The organism is Kribbella sp. NPDC058693, from assembly GCF_042715335.1.
Classification (GTDB): domain Bacteria; phylum Actinomycetota; class Actinomycetes; order Propionibacteriales; family Kribbellaceae; genus Kribbella; species Kribbella jiaozuonensis.
Genome location: NZ_JBHXSQ010000004.1, coordinates 1,336,895 through 1,357,582 on the forward strand (window position 1 = coordinate 1,336,895; position 20,688 = coordinate 1,357,582).

General features: G+C 68.5%; 21 protein-coding genes. 8 read left to right on the plus strand and 13 right to left on the minus strand.

Features of this window, described 5'->3' with window-relative positions; all coding sequences use genetic code 11:
* Positions 1-20 precede the first annotated feature (20 nt).
* Together ACFWUU_RS32870 and ACFWUU_RS32875 are read right to left on the minus strand one after the other, a co-directional pair.
* A complete protein-coding gene (locus tag ACFWUU_RS32870) occupies positions 21-701 on the minus strand; it encodes a response regulator (protein ID WP_380181335.1) in 681 nt (226 codons plus the stop codon).
* The gene (locus ACFWUU_RS32875) at positions 694-1,950 is read right to left on the minus strand and encodes a sensor histidine kinase (RefSeq protein ID WP_380181337.1); all 1,257 of its coding nucleotides are present in this window, start codon (positions 1,948-1,950) and stop codon (positions 694-696) included. Before ACFWUU_RS32875 ends, ACFWUU_RS32870 begins: the two co-directional genes overlap by 8 nt.
* Before the next feature lie 130 nt (positions 1,951-2,080).
* On the opposite strand from ACFWUU_RS32875, the gene ACFWUU_RS32880 reads away from it, so the two are divergent.
* Positions 2,081-3,448 (plus strand): cation:dicarboxylate symporter family transporter, encoded by a 1,368-nt coding sequence (locus tag ACFWUU_RS32880; protein WP_380181339.1) that lies wholly within the window; start codon positions 2,081-2,083, stop codon positions 3,446-3,448.
* 60 nt (positions 3,449-3,508) lie between these two features.
* Here ACFWUU_RS32880 and ACFWUU_RS32885 read toward each other — a convergent pair whose 3' ends face one another.
* Positions 3,509-4,330, minus strand: a complete 822-nt coding sequence (locus ACFWUU_RS32885) for an LLM class flavin-dependent oxidoreductase (RefSeq protein WP_137252506.1) — start codon at positions 4,328-4,330, stop codon at positions 3,509-3,511.
* Positions 4,331-4,440: 110 nt separating this feature from the next.
* On the opposite strand from ACFWUU_RS32885, the gene ACFWUU_RS32890 reads away from it, so the two are divergent.
* Both ACFWUU_RS32890 and ACFWUU_RS32895 read left to right on the plus strand, forming a co-directional pair.
* The gene (locus tag ACFWUU_RS32890; RefSeq protein WP_380181341.1) at positions 4,441-5,433 is read left to right on the plus strand and encodes a YgfZ/GcvT domain-containing protein; all 993 of its coding nucleotides are present in this window, start codon (positions 4,441-4,443) and stop codon (positions 5,431-5,433) included.
* A 46-nt stretch (positions 5,434-5,479) separates the two neighbouring features.
* A complete protein-coding gene (locus ACFWUU_RS32895; protein ID WP_380181343.1) occupies positions 5,480-6,436 on the plus strand; it encodes an asparaginase in 957 nt (318 codons plus the stop codon).
* On the opposite strand, the gene ACFWUU_RS32900 is transcribed toward ACFWUU_RS32895, so the two are convergent.
* Positions 6,429-7,679 (minus strand): erythromycin esterase family protein, encoded by a 1,251-nt coding sequence (locus tag ACFWUU_RS32900; protein WP_380181345.1) that lies wholly within the window; start codon positions 7,677-7,679, stop codon positions 6,429-6,431. The two genes, ACFWUU_RS32895 and ACFWUU_RS32900, sit on opposite strands and share 8 nt — an antisense overlap.
* 82 nt (positions 7,680-7,761) lie before the next feature.
* Entirely contained in the window at positions 7,762-8,397 is a 636-nt protein-coding gene (locus tag ACFWUU_RS32905; RefSeq protein ID WP_137252509.1) for a TetR/AcrR family transcriptional regulator, read from the minus strand.
* A gap of 268 nt (positions 8,398-8,665) precedes the next feature.
* Here ACFWUU_RS32905 and typA point away from each other — a divergent pair, with 268 nt between their 5' ends.
* The 3 genes from typA to ACFWUU_RS32920 all read left to right on the plus strand — a co-directional run bounded on the left by typA (position 8,666) and on the right by ACFWUU_RS32920 (position 12,961).
* Positions 8,666-10,531: a translational GTPase TypA gene (typA, locus tag ACFWUU_RS32910; RefSeq protein ID WP_380181347.1), complete on the plus strand. Its 1,866-nt coding sequence runs from the start codon at positions 8,666-8,668 to the stop codon at positions 10,529-10,531.
* A complete protein-coding gene (locus ACFWUU_RS32915) occupies positions 10,531-12,189 on the plus strand; it encodes a glutamate--tRNA ligase (RefSeq protein ID WP_380181349.1) in 1,659 nt (552 codons plus the stop codon). The genes typA and ACFWUU_RS32915 overlap by 1 nt, the downstream gene beginning before the upstream one ends.
* Before the next feature lie 193 nt (positions 12,190-12,382).
* Positions 12,383-12,961, plus strand: a complete 579-nt coding sequence (locus ACFWUU_RS32920; RefSeq protein WP_137252512.1) for a L,D-transpeptidase — start codon at positions 12,383-12,385, stop codon at positions 12,959-12,961.
* A 29-nt stretch (positions 12,962-12,990) separates the two neighbouring features.
* Here ACFWUU_RS32920 and ACFWUU_RS32925 read toward each other — a convergent pair whose 3' ends face one another.
* Complete coding sequence (locus ACFWUU_RS32925; protein WP_380181351.1) at positions 12,991-13,494, minus strand: macro domain-containing protein; 504 nt, start codon at positions 13,492-13,494, stop codon at positions 12,991-12,993.
* Positions 13,494-14,357, minus strand: a complete 864-nt coding sequence (locus ACFWUU_RS32930; protein ID WP_380181353.1) for a haloalkane dehalogenase — start codon at positions 14,355-14,357, stop codon at positions 13,494-13,496. Before ACFWUU_RS32930 ends, ACFWUU_RS32925 begins: the two co-directional genes overlap by 1 nt.
* 90 nt (positions 14,358-14,447) lie before the next feature.
* On the opposite strand from ACFWUU_RS32930, the gene ACFWUU_RS32935 reads away from it, so the two are divergent.
* Positions 14,448-15,239 (plus strand): L,D-transpeptidase family protein, encoded by a 792-nt coding sequence (locus tag ACFWUU_RS32935; protein ID WP_380181355.1) that lies wholly within the window; start codon positions 14,448-14,450, stop codon positions 15,237-15,239.
* 5 nt (positions 15,240-15,244) lie between these two features.
* Here ACFWUU_RS32935 and ACFWUU_RS32940 read toward each other — a convergent pair whose 3' ends face one another.
* The 5 genes from ACFWUU_RS32940 to ACFWUU_RS32960 all read right to left on the minus strand — a co-directional run bounded on the left by ACFWUU_RS32940 (position 15,245) and on the right by ACFWUU_RS32960 (position 18,554).
* Positions 15,245-15,589, minus strand: a complete 345-nt coding sequence (locus tag ACFWUU_RS32940) for a DUF2516 family protein (RefSeq protein ID WP_137252516.1) — start codon at positions 15,587-15,589, stop codon at positions 15,245-15,247.
* Positions 15,590-15,701: 112 nt separating this feature from the next.
* Complete coding sequence (locus ACFWUU_RS32945) at positions 15,702-16,223, minus strand: hypothetical protein (RefSeq protein ID WP_380181357.1); 522 nt, start codon at positions 16,221-16,223, stop codon at positions 15,702-15,704.
* 32 nt (positions 16,224-16,255) lie between these two features.
* Entirely contained in the window at positions 16,256-16,684 is a 429-nt protein-coding gene (locus tag ACFWUU_RS32950) for a helix-turn-helix domain-containing protein (RefSeq protein ID WP_137252518.1), read from the minus strand.
* Positions 16,685-16,765: 81 nt separating this feature from the next.
* Positions 16,766-17,512, minus strand: coding sequence for an SDR family NAD(P)-dependent oxidoreductase (locus ACFWUU_RS32955; RefSeq protein ID WP_380181359.1), 747 nt, complete (start codon positions 17,510-17,512; stop codon positions 16,766-16,768).
* A gap of 43 nt (positions 17,513-17,555) precedes the next feature.
* Positions 17,556-18,554, minus strand: a complete 999-nt coding sequence (locus ACFWUU_RS32960) for a hypothetical protein (RefSeq protein WP_380181361.1) — start codon at positions 18,552-18,554, stop codon at positions 17,556-17,558.
* Positions 18,555-18,647: 93 nt separating this feature from the next.
* On the opposite strand from ACFWUU_RS32960, the gene ACFWUU_RS32965 reads away from it, so the two are divergent.
* Entirely contained in the window at positions 18,648-19,859 is a 1,212-nt protein-coding gene (locus tag ACFWUU_RS32965) for an amidohydrolase family protein (protein WP_380181363.1), read from the plus strand.
* On the opposite strand, the gene ACFWUU_RS32970 is transcribed toward ACFWUU_RS32965, so the two are convergent.
* A complete protein-coding gene (locus ACFWUU_RS32970; protein ID WP_380181365.1) occupies positions 19,831-20,574 on the minus strand; it encodes an SDR family oxidoreductase in 744 nt (247 codons plus the stop codon). The two genes, ACFWUU_RS32965 and ACFWUU_RS32970, sit on opposite strands and share 29 nt — an antisense overlap.
* Positions 20,575-20,688 lie beyond the last annotated feature (114 nt).

The following is a 20,688-nucleotide window of genomic DNA, read 5'->3' on the forward strand; positions in this document are numbered from 1 at the left end:
ACGAGCCGTACAGGCCGCGGTTAGCTTTCGGAGACCCAGGAGTATTCGACTTTGGGGCGGCCGCTGCGGCCGTCGTAGCGTTGGGTTCGGAGGGCTTGGCCTTGGTCGGCCAGGTGTTCCAGGTAGCGGCGGGCGGTTATGCGGGAGGTGCCCAGGGAGGTGGCGATCTCCTCGGCGGTCCAGCCTTCGCGGTTGCCGAGGAGTTGGACTACTCGGTCCAGGACGGAGCCGGCCAGGCCTTTGGGGACCGAGGAGACTGTTGCTGGGTGCAACAGGCGGTCGACCTCGTCCTGGTCGGCGACGACCTGGCCGGATTCGGCGGCTCGGCGGCGGCGGGCGTACGCCGACAGTCGGTCCCGGAGCGTCTCGAAGGCGAAGGGTTTCAGGACGTATTGGACGACGCCGATCCGTGCCGCGGCCTCGACGGCGGCTACCTCGCGGGCGGACGTGACCGCGACGACATCAGTTTGGTTGCCAAGGGCCCGCATTCGTCGTACGACGTCGAGCCCGTGACCGTCGGGCAGATGCATGTCGAGCAGTACGACGTCCACGCCGCCGCGCGCGAGCAGCTGCAGCGCGCGCCCCGCAGTACCGGCAATCCCCACACACGCGAAGCCGGGCAGGCGATCGACGTACGTGCGATGGGCCTCCGCAGCCACCGGATCGTCCTCGACGACGAGGACGCGTAACGGATCAGGCACTCGCGCCCACCGCCCGCGGCAGCCGTACTCGCACGGTCAGCGCCGGTACTTCATCCAGCTCGGAATCCGGATCAACCATCAGCGAACCCTGCCACCGCTCGACCGTGCTCCGCACCAGCACAAGCCCCAGCCCGTGTCCCGGCTCGGCCTTCGTCGTCCACCCGCGCTCGAACATGTGCGCCAACTCCACCGACCCCAGCTCAGCACCCGTATTCGTCACGATCAGATCGATCGCATCCGCCAACGCGACCGCCCGGAACTCCACCTTCCGCGGCGCCGGCCCGCCCCGCGCAGCCTCGATCGCGTTGTCCAGCAGGTTTCCGACGACCGTCACCACGTCCTGCGCCGGCAACCGCGTGTTCAGCGCCTCCTGCCCGAGGTCGAGCGAAAGCACCACCCCGCGCTCCTGCGCCTGCGCCAACTTCGCCAACAGCAACGATGCAAGCACCGGATCCCCGACCGTACCGACGACCCGATCCGTCATCGCCTGCGCGAACTGCAGCTCCGACACCGCGAATTCCCGCGCCCGCTCCGGCCGACCGATCTCGATCAGGCTGACCACCGTGTGCAGCCGGTTCGACGCCTCATGATTCTGCGCCTGCAGCGATTCCGCCAGACTCCGTACGGCGTCAAGCTCGCCGAGCAACCGCTGCAACTCGGTGTGATCCCGCAGTGTGACGATCCGCCCGCGGCCCGACGGCTGCTGGTTGACGACGACCACGCCCTGCGCGCCGAGGTGCAGTTCGTCGTACGCCGTCCGCCCGGTCGCGAGCAGCTCGGCCAGCGGGGCGCCCAGATGCAGCTCCTCCAACGGCGTACCTGGCGTCACGGAGTGCAACCCGAGCAGCTGCAGCGCCTCGTCGTTCGCGAGCTGGACCCGGCCGTCGAGGTCCAGCAGGATCAACCCCTCACGCGCCGCGTGCAGGACGCCCTCGTAGAAGTCGAGCATCCGTGCCAGCGACTGCGTGCCCATGCCGCGCGTCGCGCGACGTACCCGCCAGGTGACGAGCGCGTTCCCGGCGATCGCAACCCCGAGCATCAGGCTGGCGATCCCGAGCATCGAGCGCAGGTCGAGCCTGGCCAGCTCCCACCAGCCCGGCGCGGGCAGGCCGGTGGCCGCCGCGTCCCGCAGGGCCTGCGCCCGGGACCGGCTGACCATCACGATCCAGACCATGGCGATCAGGACGGTGACCGTGACGGTCTGCAGCCAGAGCACCTGGCGACGCAGCTCCCACGCACGGTGTTTCATGCCGAACAGTTTGCACGGCGAACGATATGAACGAAATGCGCACTTCTCCTGTGCGTCACGTCACAGTTACTCACCAAGTCCCCAACCGCCCCAACCACCCCTCCGCCAGGCCGATACAGGGAGTCCCACCATGTCGAGCCCGACCGAACCCCGCCCGACTCCGGTCCGCAACGACCGGACCCATTTCCTCTACATCGCCGTCATCGTCGCCGTCCTGCTCGGTATCGGTGTCGGCTTCCTGTTCCCGGACTTCGCGGTCGAGCTGAAACCACTCGGCACCGGATTCGTGAACCTGATCAAGATGCTGATCAGCCCGATCATCTTCTGCACGCTGGTCCTCGGCATCGGCTCGGTCCGGCAGGCCGCCAGCGTCGGCAAGGTCGGCGGTCTCGCGCTCGCCTACTTCCTGGTGATGTCGACGGTCGCGCTCGCCATCGGCCTCGTGGTCGGCAACATCGTGCAGCCGGGCGCCGGGCTCGACCTGACCGACAAGCTGCGCAAGACCGGCCAGGCACAGGCCGCCGGCGCCCATGAGAGTACGACGGACTTCATCCTCGGCATCATCCCGAAGACACTGCTGTCCTCGCTGACCGAGGGCGAGGTGCTGCAGACCGTCCTGGTCGCGCTGCTCGTCGGGTTCGCACTGCAGGCGATGGGCGCGAAGGGTCAGCCGATCCTGACCGGTATCGGTCACATCCAGCGGCTGGTCTTCAAGATCCTGTCGATGATCATGTGGACGGCGCCGATCGGCGCGTTCGGCGCGATCGCGGCGGTCGTCGGTGCGACCGGCTGGGACGCGCTGGTCAGCCTAGGCAAGATCATGCTGGCCTTCTACATCACCTGCCTGCTGTTCGTGATCGTTGTCCTAGGCACCATTTTGCGCCTCGTCACCGGACTGTCGATCTTCCAGTTGTTGCGGTACCTCGGTCGTGAGTTCCTGCTGATCGTGTCCAGTTCGTCGTCGGAGACCGCCCTGCCCCGACTGATCGGAAAGATGGAACACCTCGGCGTGGACAAGTCGGTGGTCGGGATCACCGTCCCGACCGGGTACTCCTTCAATCTGGACGGTACGGCGATCTACCTGACGATGGCGTCGTTGTTCATCGCGGAGGCGATGGACCAGCCGTTCTCCATCGGTCAGCAGATCTCGCTGCTGCTGTTCATGATCGTCGCCTCGAAGGGCGCCGCCGGCGTCACCGGTGCCGGCCTCGCCACGCTCGCGGGCGGTCTGCAGTCGCACCGGCCGGAGCTGGTCGACGGCGTCGGTCTGATCGTCGGCATCGACCGGTTCATGTCCGAGGCCCGTGCGCTGACGAACTTCGCCGGCAACGCGGTCGCGACGGTCCTGGTCGGCCACTGGGTCGGCGAGTTCGACAAGGACCAGGCGCGTCAGGTGTTCGCGGGCGAGGACCCGTTCGACGAGGTCGCCTTCGCGGCCGGCGACACGCATGCGGGCGACGTACCGGAGGCCGTCGAGGCGCGTCAGTCCGGCCACTAGTCCACTTCCCACCCCTCCACGCGCTGCCCGCCGAGCCACAGATCGGCGGGCAGCGCGCTGTTACTTCCCGTCCAGCAACTCGATGACGGGAGCGAAGTCCTCGAGGTAGCCCGAGTTCACGCTGATGTAGCTCGCGCCGATCTCTTCGCGGCGGCGCAGTAGCTCGTCCGCCATCTGCTGCGGAGTACCGCGGAGCAGCATCAGCGAGTCCATCGCCTCGAGCTCGTCGGGGTCGACGCCGGAGGCACGCTTCGTCCACGGCGGCAGCGGACGGGTACCGGCCGCGAGCAGGTTCATCGCGAGTTCGATGTCGTCGGCGCGGTCGCCGGCCAGCTCACGCAACTCGCGCGCGACGGCCGCGACCTCCGAGCGAGGCGTGGTCGCGTCCTTGGCGAGCGAGACGATGTCCGCCCGCTCGGCCGCCAGCGCGAGCGCCTTCGGCCCGCCGGCGGCCAGCATGATCGGCGTACGGCGTTCGCCGTCGAGCTCACGCAGCAGGTCGAGGGTCGCGATGACCTGCTCCCGCCGCTCCCGGGCTGTTCCCCACGGCAGACCGATCTCGGCCGTCTGCTGCTCCGCGACCGGCCGGCCGGTCCCGATACCGAACTCGAAACGGCCGTCGGTCAGCGTCGTCAGCGTGTGCGCCTCCCAAGCAGCCTGCCGCGGCGTCCGCAGCGGCGCCGCCGCGACGAACGTACCGACGCGGATATCGGCAACAGCGGCCGCCATCGCCAGCGACGCGAACGGCGCGGGGAGCTGCAGGCCGTCCGGCATCAGCACGGTCGCGTACCCGAGGTCCGCCGCCTGCCGAACCGTCTTCACCCACTCCGCACCGGTGGTCGGACTGCCCGCCACACCGAACCGGAATCGCCTGTCGCTCATCGCCCTGCTCCCTCCGTCGTTTGATGGCTCCAGCCTCGCCGCACCAGGGGTCTGTCCACATCCCACGACGGGAGGCGTTCGCCGTACGCCGCGCGACGTACTCTGGTGACATGTCACGCAAGCGCAGCCCCCTGCTGGACCGGCCCGGCGCGGTCGAGGCCGACGGACTCGACGCCGGTGTCGCCGCGCACTACGGCTCGGATCTTCGCGAACAGCGGGCCCTGATCGCCGGTGAGGCGTTCGTCGACCTCTCGCACCGCGACGTGGTCACGATCACCGGCCCGGACCGACTGACCTGGCTGCACGCTCTGACTACCCAGTACTTCGAAGGGCTCAAGCCCGGTACGTCGACCACCGCGCTGCTGCTCTCGCCGACCGGTCACGTGGAGCACGTGATGTACGGCGTGGACGACGGCGAGACGTTCTGGCTGCACACCGAGCCCGGTGCGGCCGAGGCGCTCGTCGACTGGCTGCAGAAGATGGTGTTCATGTCTCGCGTCGAGATTGCGGACGTGAGCGACGACTACGCGATCATCTGGCGGCCAGGTACTGCGGAAGGCGAGCACCTGACCCGCAGCGGCGAGGACTCGTTCGGCGGGCATGAGGTGTTTCTGCCTCGCGCCGAGCTGGGCAGCCTGGAGGGCCAGGCCGCGGGCGTGTGGGCGTACGAGGCGCTGCGGATCGAGGCGGGGGCGCCGCGGTTCGGGCTGGACACCGACGAGCGGGCGATCCCGAACGAGCTCGGCTGGCTCGGCGTCGGCGTACATCTGGACAAGGGCTGCTACCGCGGGCAGGAGACGGTCGCGCGGGTGCACAACCTCGGTCGGCCGCCGCGGCGGCTGGTGCGGTTGCACCTGGATGGTTCGGTGGACCGCCTGCCGCAGCACGGGGATGCCGTCATGGCGGGGGAGAAGCAGGTCGGCCTGATCGGCTCAGCGGCGCGGCACCACGAGCTGGGGCCGATTGCACTGGCTGTCGTGAAACGCAACGTGGACCCCGAGGCTGTGCTGGACGTGGTGGCGGAGGACCAGCCGACGGTGAAGGCGAGCCAGGAGGTCCTGGTCGACCCCGAGGCCGGGCTGCATGTCCGCGCCCGGTTGTGAGCGGAATCATTCGCAACACGGCATTTTGCACCTGTACAGTTCAGCCGTGACCGAACCTGTGATCCTGGCCGACGTCGTCCGTAGCGACTTCGTCGAAGGCCACCACCGCGGCTCCGTCGTGGTGACGCGTCCCGACGGCAGCGTGGACTGGGCCGTCGGCATCGTGGACGAGCCGATGTTCCCGCGCTCGTCCAACAAGCCCATGCAGGCCCTCGGCATGCTCCGCAACGGGCTGCCGCTCACCGACGAGCTCCTCGCCCTCGCGGGCGCGTCGCACTCCGGCGAGCAGTTCCACTTGGACGGCGTACGGAAGATCCTCGCGACGGCCGGTCTCGACGAGTCGGATCTGCTGACGCCGGTCGCGTACCCGCTCGACGACGAGGCCCGGGACGCGTGGGTCAGGGCGGGTCACGGCAAGGAGCGGGTCGTGATGAACTGCTCCGGCAAGCACGCCGCGATGCTGCTGACCAGCAAGCTCAACGACTGGGACCTGAAGACGTACCGGTCGCCGGATCACCCGCTGCAGAAGGAGATCCGGACCGCGATCGAGGACACCGCCGGCGAGAAGGCGTCGTACGTCGCGGTCGACGGCTGCGGCGCACCGATCTTCGCGCTGACGCTCTCCGGCCTGGCCCGCTCGTTCGGCCTGTTCGCCGCAGCGGCCCCGGAGACCGACGAGGGCCGGATCGCCGATGCGTTCCGCGCGCACCCGGAGTACGCCAGCGGGAGTACGCGCGACGAGGCCGAGCTGATGCGAGCCACCAAGGGCCTGTTCTGCAAGGCGGGCGCCGAGGGGGTGTACGCCGTCGGCCTCGCGGACGGCACCGGGATCGCGCTGAAGCTCGAGGACGGTACGCCGCGCCCCCGCAAGGTCGTGATGGCAGCAACCCTCCAGCGCCTCGGCATCACCAACGAGACCATCGAGACCCACCTCCACTTCGACCTCACCGGCGGCGACAACATCGTCGGCGCAGTCCGCCCCCACGCACAGACCTTCAGCTGATCAGGTGGGTCGGGGTTACTCCGCGGGTGTGGACTACGACGTCGAACCAGTCGGCGAGCGTGTCGCCGGTTAGATAGGACGTCGGGCCGGCGTCGGGGAAGCCGCGGGTCCTCGCGGTGCGCCGTAGCCAGGCGCGAACCGGTGCCGGCTGCGGTTGGGTGTGTAGGTCGAGGATGAAGTTGTCCAGGCCGGTCGCCGTCAACTGGTGCTCGAACCAATCGGCCGGCGCGGGCGGCATCGTGAGTGGGCCGAGGGAAGTGCCGTGGTCGAAGGTGCAGCCGATCGAGCGGTAGCGGTCGCCGTACCAGGTGCGGAGGTACGAGCCGGCGCTGCGGAAGCTGACCGGCGGTTCGTTGACGGTTAGGTGCGGAGCGTTGGCGGTGTGGGCGCTGGCGGCCCAGTAGATGACCTTGTTGCGGGTGAAGCCGTGCCACCAGCGGACGTTCTCGGCGGCGCGGGCATCGCGGTACACCCAGTTCTGGTCCTCCGGCAGGCTGAATGCCGTGTAGAACGAGCGGATCTGGCGCGCGTGGTGCTCGGTGAGCGCGTAGTCGCGGTCGTTCGACCGGTGCGGTAGATCGCGGACGAGCGAGTAGACCGCACGGGCCTTGGCGACGTACGGCGCCTTGTCCTTGACCTCCTGCCAGTACCACTGGACGTACGCGCCCATGTCGTCGGTGTTCGGGCGGATCGGGTCCAGACTGCGGTGCAGCTCCGCCAGCCGATGCGGTGCCCGACGACCGACGTACTCCGCGATCGCGTCGTACGAGAGCCGCCGCGTCGAGAAGTACTCCGAACCGGCGAACCGGACCTTGTCGCGATGCGTGGCGTTGTAGGCGCGGAGGTACTCGAAGAGCTCCGCATTCTCGTGTGTACGAGCCTCCGTGCTCAGCTGGCCCATCAGCGCGTGCAGATCGCCGCGGCCGGTGAGGACGTAGTCGTTCAGCTGAGTGCCGAGCGACCAGTCGTCCTCGAACGCGATCGCGCGGAAGCCGTGATGCTCGACCAGGTCGCGGATGATGCGGAGCTTGAGGTGAGTGATTTCGGCGGTCGCATGGACGGCCTCACCGAGGCCGACGATCTGCGCGTTGCCGACGTTCAGTTCGTTGACGGGCTTGGCGTTCGCGGTGATCCACCGGGTGACCTTGTCGTCGGTTGCATAACCGGCTGAAGGAAGAAGGCCGGCAGCGGCGACACCGAGTGCCGAGCCGCCCAGCAACGTTCTGCGAGAGATGGTTTCCATGCCATCCCACCCTGACGTTCAGGATCCGCCGGAGCATCCTCCACCGGAGGGCTTCGGACCTACGCCCGCTGTCGTACGCCGATCACTTGGCGCGCAGCCGGTCGACCGCCGGCGACACGATCGGGAGCGACGCGACCGGGGCGGGCAGGTCGTACCCGGCGTACAGGCGGCGGCGGATCGCCTCCAGCGGGAAGGTCTCGTGGTAGATCGCGAGCTTGACCGTCACGCCCTCTAACGTTGCCCTCAGCAACATCTCTTCGACGGCCGGGTCGGTGGCGCCGCGGGCCGCGAAGACGTCGCGGATCGCGTCCTCGACCAGCGACAGCCGGTCGGACTTGGCCTGCTCGACGCGGGCGAACACGTCGTGCGTGGTCGGCAGCATCATCAGGCTGATCGCGAGCCGCTGGATGTGCAGCGTGGTCGCGGCCGCCATCAGGGCGCCGTCGATGATGCCGGCCAAACGTTCATCCGGAGTTCCCTGGATGGTCAGGATGCCGGCGATGCCGTCCAGCCAGCGGTCCAGGAGCTCCGCGGCGAGCTGTTCCTTGGTGGCGAAGTAGTACGAGACCAGGCCGCGGGAGACACCCGCAGCAGTGGTGATGTCGGAGATCGAGGCGGCCTCGTAGCCGTTGGCAGCGAAGACCTCCAGAGCCGCCGCCAGGATGCGTTCGCGGGACCGTTCGCGCATCTCCTGGTTGACGGTGGCCGATCGCGGCACGGATTCCTCTCCTGGTCGAAGCCCTGAAGCGCCGGGCAACCCCCCATCCTCGTGCCCGGCGCCTCGGGGCTGACCCCCCGTGGTTACGGCCCCTCCCCAGGCGCCGTTTATAGACTGGACGTCCAGTCAACAAATGTCAAAGGGATGCCCGGTTCGTGGGACACGCGCAGTAACCGGTAAGATGAAAGGGCTGCGCCCTGTGTCGAGTGGCACGTGTACCAGCCGTAGCCACCGCCTGAACCCATCTGACTGCTTGGAGCGCTTCCTCATGCCTGTCCGTAACGACCTGCGCAACGTCGCGATCGTGGCCCACGTCGACCACGGGAAGACGACCCTCGTGGACGCGATGCTGTGGCAGTCCGGCGCGTTCGGTGCCCACCAGCACGTCGACGAGCGGGCGATGGACTCCGGCGACCTGGAACGTGAGAAGGGCATCACGATCCTCGCCAAGAACACCGCCGTCCGGCACAAGATGGCCAACGGCGAGCAGATGACGATCAACATCATCGACACCCCCGGCCACGCCGACTTCGGCGGCGAGGTCGAGCGCGGCCTGTCGATGGTCGACGCGATCGTGCTGCTGGTGGACGCCTCCGAGGGTCCGCTGCCGCAGACCCGGTTCGTGCTGCGCAAGGCGCTGGCGCGGAAGATGCCGGTGATCCTGGTGGTGAACAAGGTCGACCGTCCCGACGCCCGGATCGCCGAGGTCGTCGACGAGACGTACGAGCTGTTCCTCGACCTGCTCGACCACGACGCCGACCAGAGCGCGCTGGACTTCCCGGTCGTCTACGCGTCCGCGCGGGCCGGCCGTGCGTCGCTGACCCAGCCGGCCGACGGCGGGATGCCGGACTCGGAGGACCTCGAGCCGCTGTTCGAGACGATCCTGAACAACGTGCCGGCCCCGGAGTACACCGAGGACGCGCCGCTGCAGGCCCACGTCACCAACCTGGACGCCTCGCCGTTCCTCGGCCGGCTCGCGCTGGTCCGGGTGCACGAGGGCACGCTGAGGAAGGGCGCGCAGGTCGCCTGGTGCAAGCACGACGGGTCGATCGAGCGTGTCAAGATCACCGAACTGCTGGTCACCGAGGCGCTCGAGCGGGTGCCCGGCGACTCGGCCGGTCCGGGCGACATCGTCGCGATCGCGGGTATCCCGGAGATCATGATCGGCGACACCCTCGCCGACGCGGAGAACCCGAAGCCGCTGCCGCTGATCACCGTGGACGAGCCGGCCATCTCGATGACGATCGGCACCAACACGTCGCCGCTGGCAGGCCGCGGCAAGGGCACCAAGGTGACCGCCCGCCTGGTCAAGGACCGGCTCGACAAGGAGCTCGTCGGCAACGTGTCGATCAAGGTGCTCCCGACCGAGCGTCCGGACGCGTGGGAGGTGCAGGGCCGTGGTGAGCTGGCGCTGGCCATCCTGGTCGAGCAGATGCGCCGCGAGGGCTACGAGCTGACCGTCGGCAAGCCGCAGGTGGTGACCCGCGAGATCGACGGCAAGCGGCACGAGCCGGTCGAGCGGCTGACGATCGACTGCCCGGAGGAGTACCTCGGCACGGTCACCCAGCTGCTCGCGGTCCGTAAGGGCCGGATGGAGCAGATGACCAACCACGGCACCGGCTGGGTCCGGATGGAGTTCCTGGTGCCGGCGCGTGGGCTGATCGGCTTCCGCACCGAGTTCCTCACCGACACCCGCGGTACGGGGATCGCACACCACGTGTTCGAGGGGTACGAGCCGTGGTTCGGTGAGCTGCGTACGCGCCCGAGTGGTTCGCTGGTCGCGGACCGGTCCGGCGCGGCGACGTCGTACGCGATGATCAACCTGCAGGAGCGCGGCACGATGTTCGTCGAGCCGACGACCGAGGTGTACGAGGGGATGATCGTCGGCGAGAACTCGCGCTCCGACGACATGGACGTGAACATCACCAAGGAAAAGAAGATGACCAACGTCCGGTCCTCCACCGCCGACGAGTTCGAGAAGCTCGTCCCCGCCCGCAAGCTGTCCCTTGAGCAGTCGCTGGAGTTCTGCCGCGAGGACGAGTGCGTCGAGGTGACCCCGGACGCGGTCCGCATGCGCAAGGTGGCACTCACCCAGATCGAGCGCTCGAAGCTCGGCCGCAAGAACAAGAACTGATGCTGGATCGCGCGGTGGTAGACGGTCTGTTCCCGGCGGAGCTTCCGGAGCCGGCGTACTGGGAAGAGCAGTATCCGGCGCGTGAGTTGCCGGACGGGGCGAAGGTCACGCGGTTCGGGCCTTCGCCGACCGGGTTCGTGCACATCGGCGGGATCTACACGGCGATGATCGATCGGGACGTCGCGACGGACTCCCAGGGTGTCTACCTGGTCCGCGTCGAGGACACCGATCAGGCGCGTGAGGTCGAAGGGGCGCTCGAGCAGTTCGACCGCGCCTTCGCCTACTTCCGGATCAGCTCCGACGAGGACCGGCGCCAGGGTTCGTACGGGCCGTACATGCAGTCGCAGCGTGAGCAGATCTACCTGAGCTACGTGCGGCACCTGCTCCGGCAGGGCAAGGCGTACCTGTGCTTCGCGACCAAGGACGAGCTCGCCGAGATCACCGCGCGTCAGCAGGCCGCCAAGGTCCCGACGGGGTACTACGGGAAGTACGCGCTGTGGCGCAACGCCGACCCGGCCGACGTCCAGGCGAAGCTGGCCGAAGGTACGCCGTACGTCGTGCGCTTCCGGGCTCCGGATGACGCTGACGGCCAGCGGACCAGCTTCGTCGACGCGATCCGTGGACGGCTCGAGCACGAGGCGAATCGCAACGACGCCGTGATCCTGAAGTCGTCGGACCAGTCGCCGCGGCTTCCGACGTACCACTTCGCGCACGCGGTCGACGACCACCTGATGCGGGTGAACCTGGTGATCCGGGGCGACGAGTGGATCTCGTCGGTTCCGCTGCACCAGCAGCTGTTCGCGGCGCTCGAGTTCGAGCCGATCACGTACGCGCACGTCGCGCCGCTGATGAAGCAGATCCCGGGCGGCAAGCGGAAGCTCTCGAAGCGGAAGGACCCCGAAGCGGGCGTCGACTTCTACATCGGCGCCGGGTACCCCGCGGACGCGGTCCTGTATTACCTGCGCGGCCTGGCCAACGGCCGGCTCGCGGAGATGCCGCTGGCGGAAGCGCTGACCACGCCGATCGACCTGTCCCAGTGCGGTGTCGCCGGTCCGCTGGTCGACCTCGTGAAGCTGGAGGACATCAGCGCCGACTACATCGCGACCCTGAGCGGCCAGCAGATCCTCGACGCGGCGCGGGTCTGGGCGACGGAGTACGACGCTGAGCTCGTTCCCGTGCTCGACAACGAGAAGGAGCTCGCGCTGCGGGCCCTCGCGGTCGAGCGCGACGGCGTCGAGAACCCGCGCAAGGACCTGCGCAAGTGGTCGGACTTCCGGTCGGCGTACGGCTTCTTCTTCCCCGAGCTCTTCGCCCCGGTCGACGGTCCGACCGACGAACGGCTGGTACCGCTCGGCGTCGCGCCTGAGGTCACCACGGCGTTCGCGCAGGATCTGGTCGCCGGGTACGAGCACCTGGACGACCCGCAGGAGTGGTTCGACCAGATCCGTTCGCTCGCCGGCAAGCACGGGTTCGCGCCGAACGCCAAGGAGTACAAGAAGGATCCGGACGCGTACGCCGGTTCGATCCGCGAGGCCTCGCAGCTCGTGCGGGTCGCGATCACCGGTGCGACGCGTAGTCCCGACCTGCACGCGACCGCGCAGGCTCTCGGGGCGCCCGAAGTACTGCGCCGGCTCAGAGCGCTGACTTCTGTGGCGTAAGTGGCTGCTGGGAAACGCGTAGGGCACGAAGTGGACACGGTGGCTCACAGTGCGCGACCGCGACTACATCGGTGTGATACATAATTTCTCGGTCGCCGGTGGGGGAAAGAAGTTCTGATTCGTTACCAACCAGACGCCATGCGGCGACGTCTGTCTTGTTGAAGCACTCTTTTGGGGGAAGGACAAGGGAAACATGGGCATTCTGCGTAAGGTCTGCGCAACTCTGACGGCTGTCGCGTTCGTGGGCGTCGGCGCACTGTCGGCGACCACTTCGGCTGAGGCCGCACCCCAGGTTGCGGGGTCGGCGCAGACGGCGCCGAAGCCGGCGGGTCTGCCGCCGAAGGCGGTGACGAAGGCTCCCGCCTCGTCCACCAGCAAGCTCATCGCCAAGTACAAGATCGACCGGCGGTGCGTGACCAAGGGCCGGGTCCTCTGCATCAACAAGAAGACCCGCAAGCTGGTGTACATGGTGAACGGCAAGCCGATCCAGGTCATGGACGTCCGGTTCGGTGCGATGAAGACGCCGACCCGCAACGGCGTCTTCAAGGTCTACCGCAAGTCGAAGAACCACGTCTCTTCGCTGTACCACTCGAAGATGCCGTACGCGATGTTCTTCAGCGGCGGCCAGGCCGTGCACTACTCGTCGGACTTCAAGGCGCGCGGCTACAACGGCGCCTCGCACGGCTGCGTGAACGTCCGCGACAAGAACAAGATCGCCTGGGTGTTCGCCCGGGTGCACGTCGGCGACAAGGTTGTCGTCTACAGCAAGTGAGCTGAGCGTTCAGGACAGCGGCCGGGGAGCTACTCCCCGGCCGCTGTCGCGTTCCGGAACGCCGTGAACAGCCGCGGCTCCACCAGGCAGAAGGTGCCTTGGGCAACGTTCGTCGGTGTACTGCGCAACGTCGCAACCGCGATGTCCGCCGCGGACTGCGCCGGCCACCCGTAGATCCCGGCCGACACCGCCGGCAGCGTCATCGTCTTCACACCGAGCTCGTCCGCGATCCGCAACGCGTTGCGGTAACAGGACTCGAGCAGCGCCGGATCCCGTTGCCCGGCGAGGTAGTTCGGCCCGACCACATGGATCACGTACGACGCGGGCAGCGCGCCGGCCGTCGTCCACACCGCCGTACCGGTCGGTGTGCCGTCCGGGTACCGCTCGATCAGCTCCGCGAGGATCTCGCGCCCACCGGCCCGATGGATCGCGCCGTCAACGCCACCACCGCCGCGCAACGCGTGATGAGCGGCGTTCACGATCGCATCCGCGGGCACCGTGGTGATGTCCGCGGTACTCAGAACGACCTCCATCACGAGCTCCTTCCACAGAGCGGGATCCAGTCGAGCAACGCGGCGCTGATCGCCGCCGCCGAGTCCTCGGGCAGGAAGTGCAGCCCGGCGACCGTGACCTCCCGCTGGCTCGGCCAGCGCCGGCACTGTTCGCGGAGCGGCCCGGTGAGCAGTGCGCCGGGGTCTCCGTTGATGAAGAGTTTCGGCACCCGTGTCTCGGCCATCCAGGCGGCGTTGGCGGCGACGATCTCGTGGACGTCGGCCGGGCTGCCGTCGATGGGGATCTCGCGGGCCCACGTCAGCGTCGGGCGTCTGCTCTCACCTGGTTCGGCGAACGGGGCGCGGTAGGCCGCGAGTTCCTCGGCGGCGAGGTCACGCAGTACGCCGCTCGGGAGGACTGTCTCCACGAAGACGTTCTGCTGCAGCACGAGCTCTTCGCCCTCAGGGCTGCGAAGGCGCCGGAACAGCTCGGGCGCCGGGGCGTTCGGGCTGTCCCAGGTGACGGGGGCGACCAGCGTCTCGAGGTACGCGATCCCGCGGACGGCGTCGGGGTGCCGCCGGGCCCAGTCGGTCGCGAGCACGCCGCCCCAGTCGTGGCCGACTAGGATCACGTCGCTGGTCAGGCTGAGCGCCTCGAGGAAGCGCTCGACGTACCGCTGATGGTCGAGGAAGCGGTACTGGCCGGACGGCGACGGCCCCGAGCTACCCATCCCGGCAAGGTCCGGCGCGATACAGCGGGCGACGGCCGACACCGGTCCCAGGACGTCGCGCCACAGGTACGACGAGGTGGGATTTCCGTGCAGGAAAACGACCGTTGGCCCGCTGCCGCACTCGCGGTAGGCGATCCGGGCGCCGGCGTCCACGGAGCTGAACACGGTCTCCATGAGTGCTTCCTCCGGTACGCTAGGCCAACCAAATGACCGGTGAGGACGTCCTAGCAGTGTAGGGATGCGGTCGATTCAGAGGGGTGTCCGATGCGTGGGCTGATCATTCGCAAGGCGCTGGGCGGGCTGGTCGTGGGCGGCGTGATTGCGACACTCCTGAGTTCCGGAACGACCGCGACGGCGACCAGCGTCGACCTGAAGACCGTGCCGTTCGAGGTCAGCGGCGAGCTGCCGATCTACCCGAAGGCGCTGTGGAAGAACGGCTCCAGCGGGACGAACGTCCGCAAGGTCGAGGCGCGGCTGGTGCAGCTGAAGCTGCTCGAGAAGAAGTACCTGGACAACGACTTCGGCACGATGACCCGCGCCGCGGTGAAGAAGTTCCAGAAGTCCAAGGGCATCCCCGAGCTCGGGTACGTCGACCAGAACACGCTCGACCAGCTGGCCAAGGTCACGCACGTCCCGACCCAGACCGAGCTGTATCCGCCGGCGCCGGTGGTGAACGGCAAGAAGCTCGACGCGCGGTGCGCAACCGGTGTGGCGCTGTGTATCGACAAGAGCACCCGCAAGCTGCGGTACGTCGTCGACGGCGTGGTGAAGATGCAGATGGACGTCCGGTTCGGCGCGGTGAAGACCGCGACCCGCGAGGGCAGCTTCACCGTCGGCTGGAAGAGCCGGAACCACGTCTCGAAGCTGTACGACTCGAAGATGCCGTTCGCGATGTTCTTCAGCGGCGGCCAGGCGGTGCACTACTCGTCGGACTTCGCGGCGCGTGGTTACAACGGCGCGTCCCACGGCTGCGTGAACGTCCGCGACCTCGCCAAGATCAAGGTCCTCTTCGACGAGGTCCACGTCGGCGACAAGGTCATCGTCTACCGCTCGTAGGGGGTTTACAGCGGGCGGGGTCCCCGGCGGCGACGCAGGGCGCCCCAACCGCCTCGGCCGCGGCCGGTGGCGGCGCGTAGTGCGGGGCGGGCGTCGACCAGGTAGACGGCGGACGCGACGATGCCGATCAGGCCGAAGAAGCTCAGCCAGCCCTGGAAGAACTGACTCAGCGTGAACACGACCAGGATCAGCACCCAGCCTGGTTTGGTCAGCTTGTCCGCGGCGATGAACACTGCGCGCGGCCGGAACGCCGCGTCGAGCAGCGCGACCAGCTTGAGGACAAGCAGCACCCACCAGATGACCGACAGTGGATCGCCGAACCCGGGGACCAGGTTCTGGAAGGTGATCATGCTACGAGCCTAACTGACAGACCGGGCGGTCCACCTCTGCTGAGTCGCAGCTGTGGACCGCCCGGGCGAGGATTCACGCAAAGATCGGTGAATTGTCACCGTCAGTGGTGGTTCAGTCGCCGATCTTGTCGGCGGCGGACCCGGCAGCCTTACCGGCCGCCTTCGCGGTCTTGCGGGCGCTGGTCGCGGTCGCCTTCACGGTGCGGGTCGCGGTGTCGGCGGTCTTCTTCACCGTCGTCCGGGTCGCCTTGACCTTGCTGACCGTGGACTTGGCCTGGGCCTCGAAGTCCTCGGTGGCCTGCTGGTGGCGGATCCGCTCGACCAGGTCCTTGCCGCGGCCGGCCAGGTCCTCGTAGGTCTCCTCGGCCTGGCCGAGGACGGTGGTGAAGCCGGCCTGGGCGGTCTTCGGCAGCTCGCGCAGCTTGGCCGGAGCGGTCCTCGCGTCGGCGACGATCGCCTCGAAGCGCTTGTTCAGCTCGGACTGGGCCCTGGTGAGCTCGGTCTGCAGGGTCTTCTGGTCCAGCTTGGCGAACCGGGCGGTGACGTCCTCGCTGATCGCGCGGAACTTCTCGACCGCGAGGTCGCCGGCTCCGGCGATCGCGTAGAACGGGGTAACAGGCGTACGGGTAGCCATCAGGCTTCTCCTCGGGATGTCGTCAGCAGGTTTCAGTTGGTGGTGCGCTTGCGGGCGGAGGTCTTCTTCGCCGGAGTCTCTTCCGGTACGGCGTTCTCCCGGACGAACGACATGTAGACGTCCAGCAGGACGCGCTTCTGCCGCTCGTTCAGGGCGGGGTCGAGCAGGACGGCGTCGACCACGCCGGCGGCCTGTCGGCCGTCCGAGTCGTCATCCGGATCGAGGATGCCGGCCCGTACGTACAAGGTCTCCGCGGAGATCCGCAACGCCTTCGCGAGCTGCTGCAGCACCTCGGCCGACGGTTTACGCAGACCGCGCTCGATCTGGCTCAGGTACGGGTTCGACACACCGGCCAGGTCCGACAACTGCCGCAACGACAACTGCGCTTGCCGCCGCTGCTCGGCGAGGTACTCCCCAACGGAGCCCACCGCCCCAGCCGCCCGATCGCTCAACCTGGCCATATCCCCAGTGTGCTAGCAAGGTGCTTGCAATTGCAAGCAGCCCGGCCGTGAGGCGGCTCACGTGAGGGATTTACGCGGGACCTACTGCTCGCGGAAGACCTTGTGCTGGGCGGCCTGGGCGCGGGGGCGGACGGTGATGCGGTCGAGGTTCACGTGGGCCGGGCGGGTGGCGACGTACGTGACGATGTCGGCGATGTCGTCGGCGGTGAGGGGTTCGCGGACGCCGGCGTACACGGCGTCGGCCTTGGCCTGGTCGCCATCGAAGCGGGTCAGTGCGAAGCCTTCGCTCTGCACCATGCCGGGGGCGATCTCGGTGACGCGCACCGGCTGGTCCCAGAGCTCGAGGCGCAGCGTGTCGACCACGGCCTTGGCGCCGTGCTTGGCGGCGACGTACCCACCGCCGCCCTCGTACGCGACCTGGCCGGCCGTCGAGCCCATCACAATGATCGTGCCACGACCGGCGATAAGGGCCGGGAGCAACGACTTGGTGACGGCAGCGACCGCGATCACGTTCACCTCGAACATCCGCCGCCACGCGTCCAGATCGGCCTCGGCGACGGGCTCGAACCCGAACGCACCGCCGGCGTTGTTCACCAGTACCTGCAACTGGTCGCCGACGGCCGCCGCCAGCGCGGCGACGTCTTCGGCCGACGTGACGTCGCACTGCACGGCGCGGCCGTCGATCTCCTTGGCCAGCGCCTCGATCCGGTCGAGCCGCCGCGCGGCGCAGATGACCTCGAACCCGGCTCGGGCGAGGTACCGCGCCGACGCGGCTCCGATCCCACTGCTAGCTCCGGTCACCACGGCAAGAGGACGCTCGGAAGTCATAGCCCGAGTCTCTCAAACCCGGCCGTCGAGCAAGCCAGGTGTCTCAGGACCGGCCGGCTCCGACGGGCTGCCGCGGTGCCGCTTCCACTGGTACGGCGGTGCGCCGGGCGGACGCGACGACCGCTGCGAGCGCCACGAAGCTGATCGCCAGGAACCCACCGAGCATGCCCAGCGTCTTTCCGTCCGGGTGGATCAGCGCCTGACCACGGAACGCCTGGACCGTCACGGTCGCCATCACACCGGCGTACGCGAAGGCAGCGACGCCGATCAGGCGGGCGCGGACGCGCTCCGGGCGAAGCCAGGTGATACGACCGGCGAGGAGGTGCAGGACGAGCAGGGTGATCAGCAGGAAGTGGATCGCGTGCAGACCGACGAAATGCGGGATGCGCAGGTCGCCGCCGACCGTGCTCCAGTGCGTGAGCGGCATCCCGGGACCGCCGGGCTCGACGCCGATGCCGTGGCTGCCGGCGAGCGTGACCGGATGGCCGTAGGCGTCGGTGACCTGCTCGCGGTCGGTGTTCGCGCCGACGAGGTAGAACGCGATGCCCATCCCCGCGACCGCGAGGCCGAGGCCGACCCGGATCGCCCGGTTCATCGGGGCGTCGCCTACGCGCTGGAACAGCAGCATGATCGCGACCACCAGGCTCGCGCCGAACAGCCCGAGTACGCCGGACATGAAGACCTTCTGCCCGACCTGGTTGAACGTGTCGGTGTTGTCGTTGAAGTGGCTGAACGTCCCGCGGGCCGCCTGTACGGCGATGAACCCGACGTCGACGATCCCGGTGATCGCGAACACCGTGCCGGTCCACCAGCCGAGGCGCTTCGCCTTCCGCAGGTTCGACAGCAGCCAGGCCAGCGTCGCGCCGTACAGGACGAACGCGATGCCGAACTTGAACGGCTTGAGCCACACGGACTCGTTGAGGATCTCCCGGTTGTCGACCGCGAGGCCGATCCCCGACGCGACGACGAGACCCAGCATGGCGAGCACCATCAGCATCAGAGGACGGTGCCAGGACTTGGCTTGCTCGAGGACTGTACGCATGTGATCCATGCTTTCGGCGCGGAGACCGCAGCACAGTGGGGCGAATCCGCCAACTCAGGTAGGGATAAACCCACCCTGAGAGACACTCCGGGTATGACCAGGGTTGCGTTGCAGGCGGCACGGATCTTCGACGGCGAACGGGTCCTCGACGAGAACGTCGTGCTGGTGGACGACGGCAAGATCGTCGGTCTGGCTCGCGAGGTGCCGGCGGACTGGCAGGTTCGCTCATTGCCCGGCGCGACGATCCTGCCGGGGCTGATCGACGCCCACGTCCACCTCACCGCCGACGCCGGTGTCGGCGCACTGGACCGCTTCGCCACCACACCCGCCGAGGCCGCGACGCCGACGTACGCCGCCGCCATCGCGACCACGATCGAGCAGTCGCTCCGCATCCACCTGGCCGCCGGCGTCACCACCGTCCGCGACCTCGGCGACCCCCGCGATGCCGTCCTCCGCTGGCGCAGATCCGCAGCTCCCGGCCTGCCTACGGTGGTTGCTTCGGGCGCGCCGCTCACCAGCGTCGGCGGACATTGCTGGGCGCTTGGTGGCGAGGTCTCCGGTGTCGCGGAGATGCGTACTGCGGTGCAGGCGCGGGCCGCAAACGGCGCCGACGTCATCAAGATCATGGCCAGCGGTGGGGTACTGACGCCGGGCTCGGACACGATGAGCGCGCAGTTCACGCTCGAGGAGCTCAAGGCCGCCACCGACGAGGCGCACGAGCAGGGCCTGCCCATCACCGCCCATGCCCACGCACTCGCCGCGGTCCGACAGGCCCTCGCGGCCGGTGTGGACGGGATCGAGCACTGCACCTGTCTCACGCCGCAGGGCGCCAGTGTCGACGACGAACTCGGTAGGGCGATCGCCGCGGCCGGGATCGCGGTCTGCAGCACCCTCGGCTCGGACCGCTCGATCGTCCTACCGCCGGCTGTCCTCGAGATGGTCGCCAAGGCGGGCATCGGGGAGGCCATCCTGCAGGAGGCCGTTCGCCGGCTGTACGACGCAGGGGTGAGGCTGGTGGCCGGCTCCGACGGCGGGATCGGCCCCGCGAAACCTCACGGCCTCCTCCCCGCCACGCTCGCGGAGTACGTCGAGGCGGGGATCCCGCCCATCGCAGCCCTGACAGCCGGTACGTCGGCCGCCGCCGACGCGCTCCGCGTTGCGAAAGGTCGCATCCGCGCGGGTGCAGACGCCGATCTCCTCGTTGTCGCAGGCGATCCGACCGTGGACATCACAACGTTGGCCGCCCCAACGGCTGTCTACCTCGGCGGAGCGGACATCACGCCTGACGCGTCGGCAGGGCGATGATCTGACGCAGGTTGACCTCGCGCCGCCGGCTCACCGCGAACGTCACCACGTCCGCGATGTCGTTCGCGGCCAGCGGGCCGATCTGCTCGTTCATCGAGGCGATCAGGTCCTGTCCGGAGCTGTCCAGGTGCGTCGCGAGTTCGGTGTCGGTCAGACCCGGCTCGACGTTCGTCACGCGGACGTCGTACGGCGCGAGGTCGGCTCGCAGCGCGGCGGACAACTGGGTGAGAGCGGCCTTCGTGGCCCCGTAGACGGCGTACCCGGGGAAGATCGCGTGTGCGCCGATCGACGAGATGTTGACGAGGTCGGCGGTCAGCCCTTCACCGGCAGCCGCGATCAGGTCCGGGGTGAAGGCCTGGATCAGCCGGAGTACGCCGGTCACGTTGGTGTCGATCATCCGGGTCCAGTCGTCGAGCCGGCCGTCCTCGATCGGGGCGGCCAGCATCACACCGGCCGCGTTCACGACGAGGTCCGGCCGGCCCAGCCGCTTGTGGATCTGCTGGACCCCGGCGTCGACCGAGGCCTGTGACGTGACGTCGAGGCTGACGCCGATGGCTCGCGGGCCGAGCTTGCCGGCCAGGTCGTCGAGCCGGTCCTGCCGCCGCGCTACCAGCGCGACCGATGCGCCCGCATCGGCCAACTGGGTGGCGATCGCAGCTCCGATGCCGCTTGCGGCGCCGGTGACGACTGCGGTGCGGCCGGTGAGGTCAGTCATGGTGTTCCTCCAGGTTGCGGTTGATGTCACCGATCCTGGAGCGGTCGCCGAGGCTTACCCAGGTGTCTGTTGAGCCTGGTTCTGGCAGGACCAGGTTGCGTTCCGGGCCGCCCT

Coding starts and splice junctions, on each gene's coding strand:
- ACFWUU_RS32940 (WP_137252516.1), bottom strand. CDS start 15,589: ATGATCACCTTCCAGAACCTGGTCCCCGGGTTCGGCGATCCACTGTCG.
- ACFWUU_RS32960 (WP_380181361.1), bottom strand. CDS start 18,554: ATGCGTACAGTCCTCGAGCAAGCCAAGTCCTGGCACCGTCCTCTGATG.
- ACFWUU_RS32900 (WP_380181345.1), bottom strand. CDS start 7,679: ATGGAAACCATCTCTCGCAGAACGTTGCTGGGCGGCTCGGCACTCGGT.
- ACFWUU_RS32925 (WP_380181351.1), bottom strand. CDS start 13,494: ATGGAGGTCGTTCTGAGTACCGCGGACATCACCACGGTGCCCGCGGAT.
- ACFWUU_RS32935 (WP_380181355.1), top strand. CDS start 14,448: ATGCGTGGGCTGATCATTCGCAAGGCGCTGGGCGGGCTGGTCGTGGGC.
- ACFWUU_RS32890 (WP_380181341.1), top strand. CDS start 4,441: ATGTCACGCAAGCGCAGCCCCCTGCTGGACCGGCCCGGCGCGGTCGAG.
- ACFWUU_RS32885 (WP_137252506.1), bottom strand. CDS start 4,330: ATGAGCGACAGGCGATTCCGGTTCGGTGTGGCGGGCAGTCCGACCACC.
- ACFWUU_RS32970 (WP_380181365.1), bottom strand. CDS start 20,574: ATGACTGACCTCACCGGCCGCACCGCAGTCGTCACCGGCGCCGCAAGC.
- typA (WP_380181347.1), top strand. CDS start 8,666: ATGCCTGTCCGTAACGACCTGCGCAACGTCGCGATCGTGGCCCACGTC.
- ACFWUU_RS32950 (WP_137252518.1), bottom strand. CDS start 16,684: ATGGCCAGGTTGAGCGATCGGGCGGCTGGGGCGGTGGGCTCCGTTGGG.
- ACFWUU_RS32965 (WP_380181363.1), top strand. CDS start 18,648: ATGACCAGGGTTGCGTTGCAGGCGGCACGGATCTTCGACGGCGAACGG.
- ACFWUU_RS32875 (WP_380181337.1), bottom strand. CDS start 1,950: ATGAAACACCGTGCGTGGGAGCTGCGTCGCCAGGTGCTCTGGCTGCAG.
- ACFWUU_RS32880 (WP_380181339.1), top strand. CDS start 2,081: ATGTCGAGCCCGACCGAACCCCGCCCGACTCCGGTCCGCAACGACCGG.
- ACFWUU_RS32915 (WP_380181349.1), top strand. CDS start 10,531: ATGCTGGATCGCGCGGTGGTAGACGGTCTGTTCCCGGCGGAGCTTCCG.
- ACFWUU_RS32955 (WP_380181359.1), bottom strand. CDS start 17,512: ATGACTTCCGAGCGTCCTCTTGCCGTGGTGACCGGAGCTAGCAGTGGG.
- ACFWUU_RS32930 (WP_380181353.1), bottom strand. CDS start 14,357: ATGGAGACCGTGTTCAGCTCCGTGGACGCCGGCGCCCGGATCGCCTAC.
- ACFWUU_RS32920 (WP_137252512.1), top strand. CDS start 12,383: ATGGGCATTCTGCGTAAGGTCTGCGCAACTCTGACGGCTGTCGCGTTC.
- ACFWUU_RS32945 (WP_380181357.1), bottom strand. CDS start 16,223: ATGGCTACCCGTACGCCTGTTACCCCGTTCTACGCGATCGCCGGAGCC.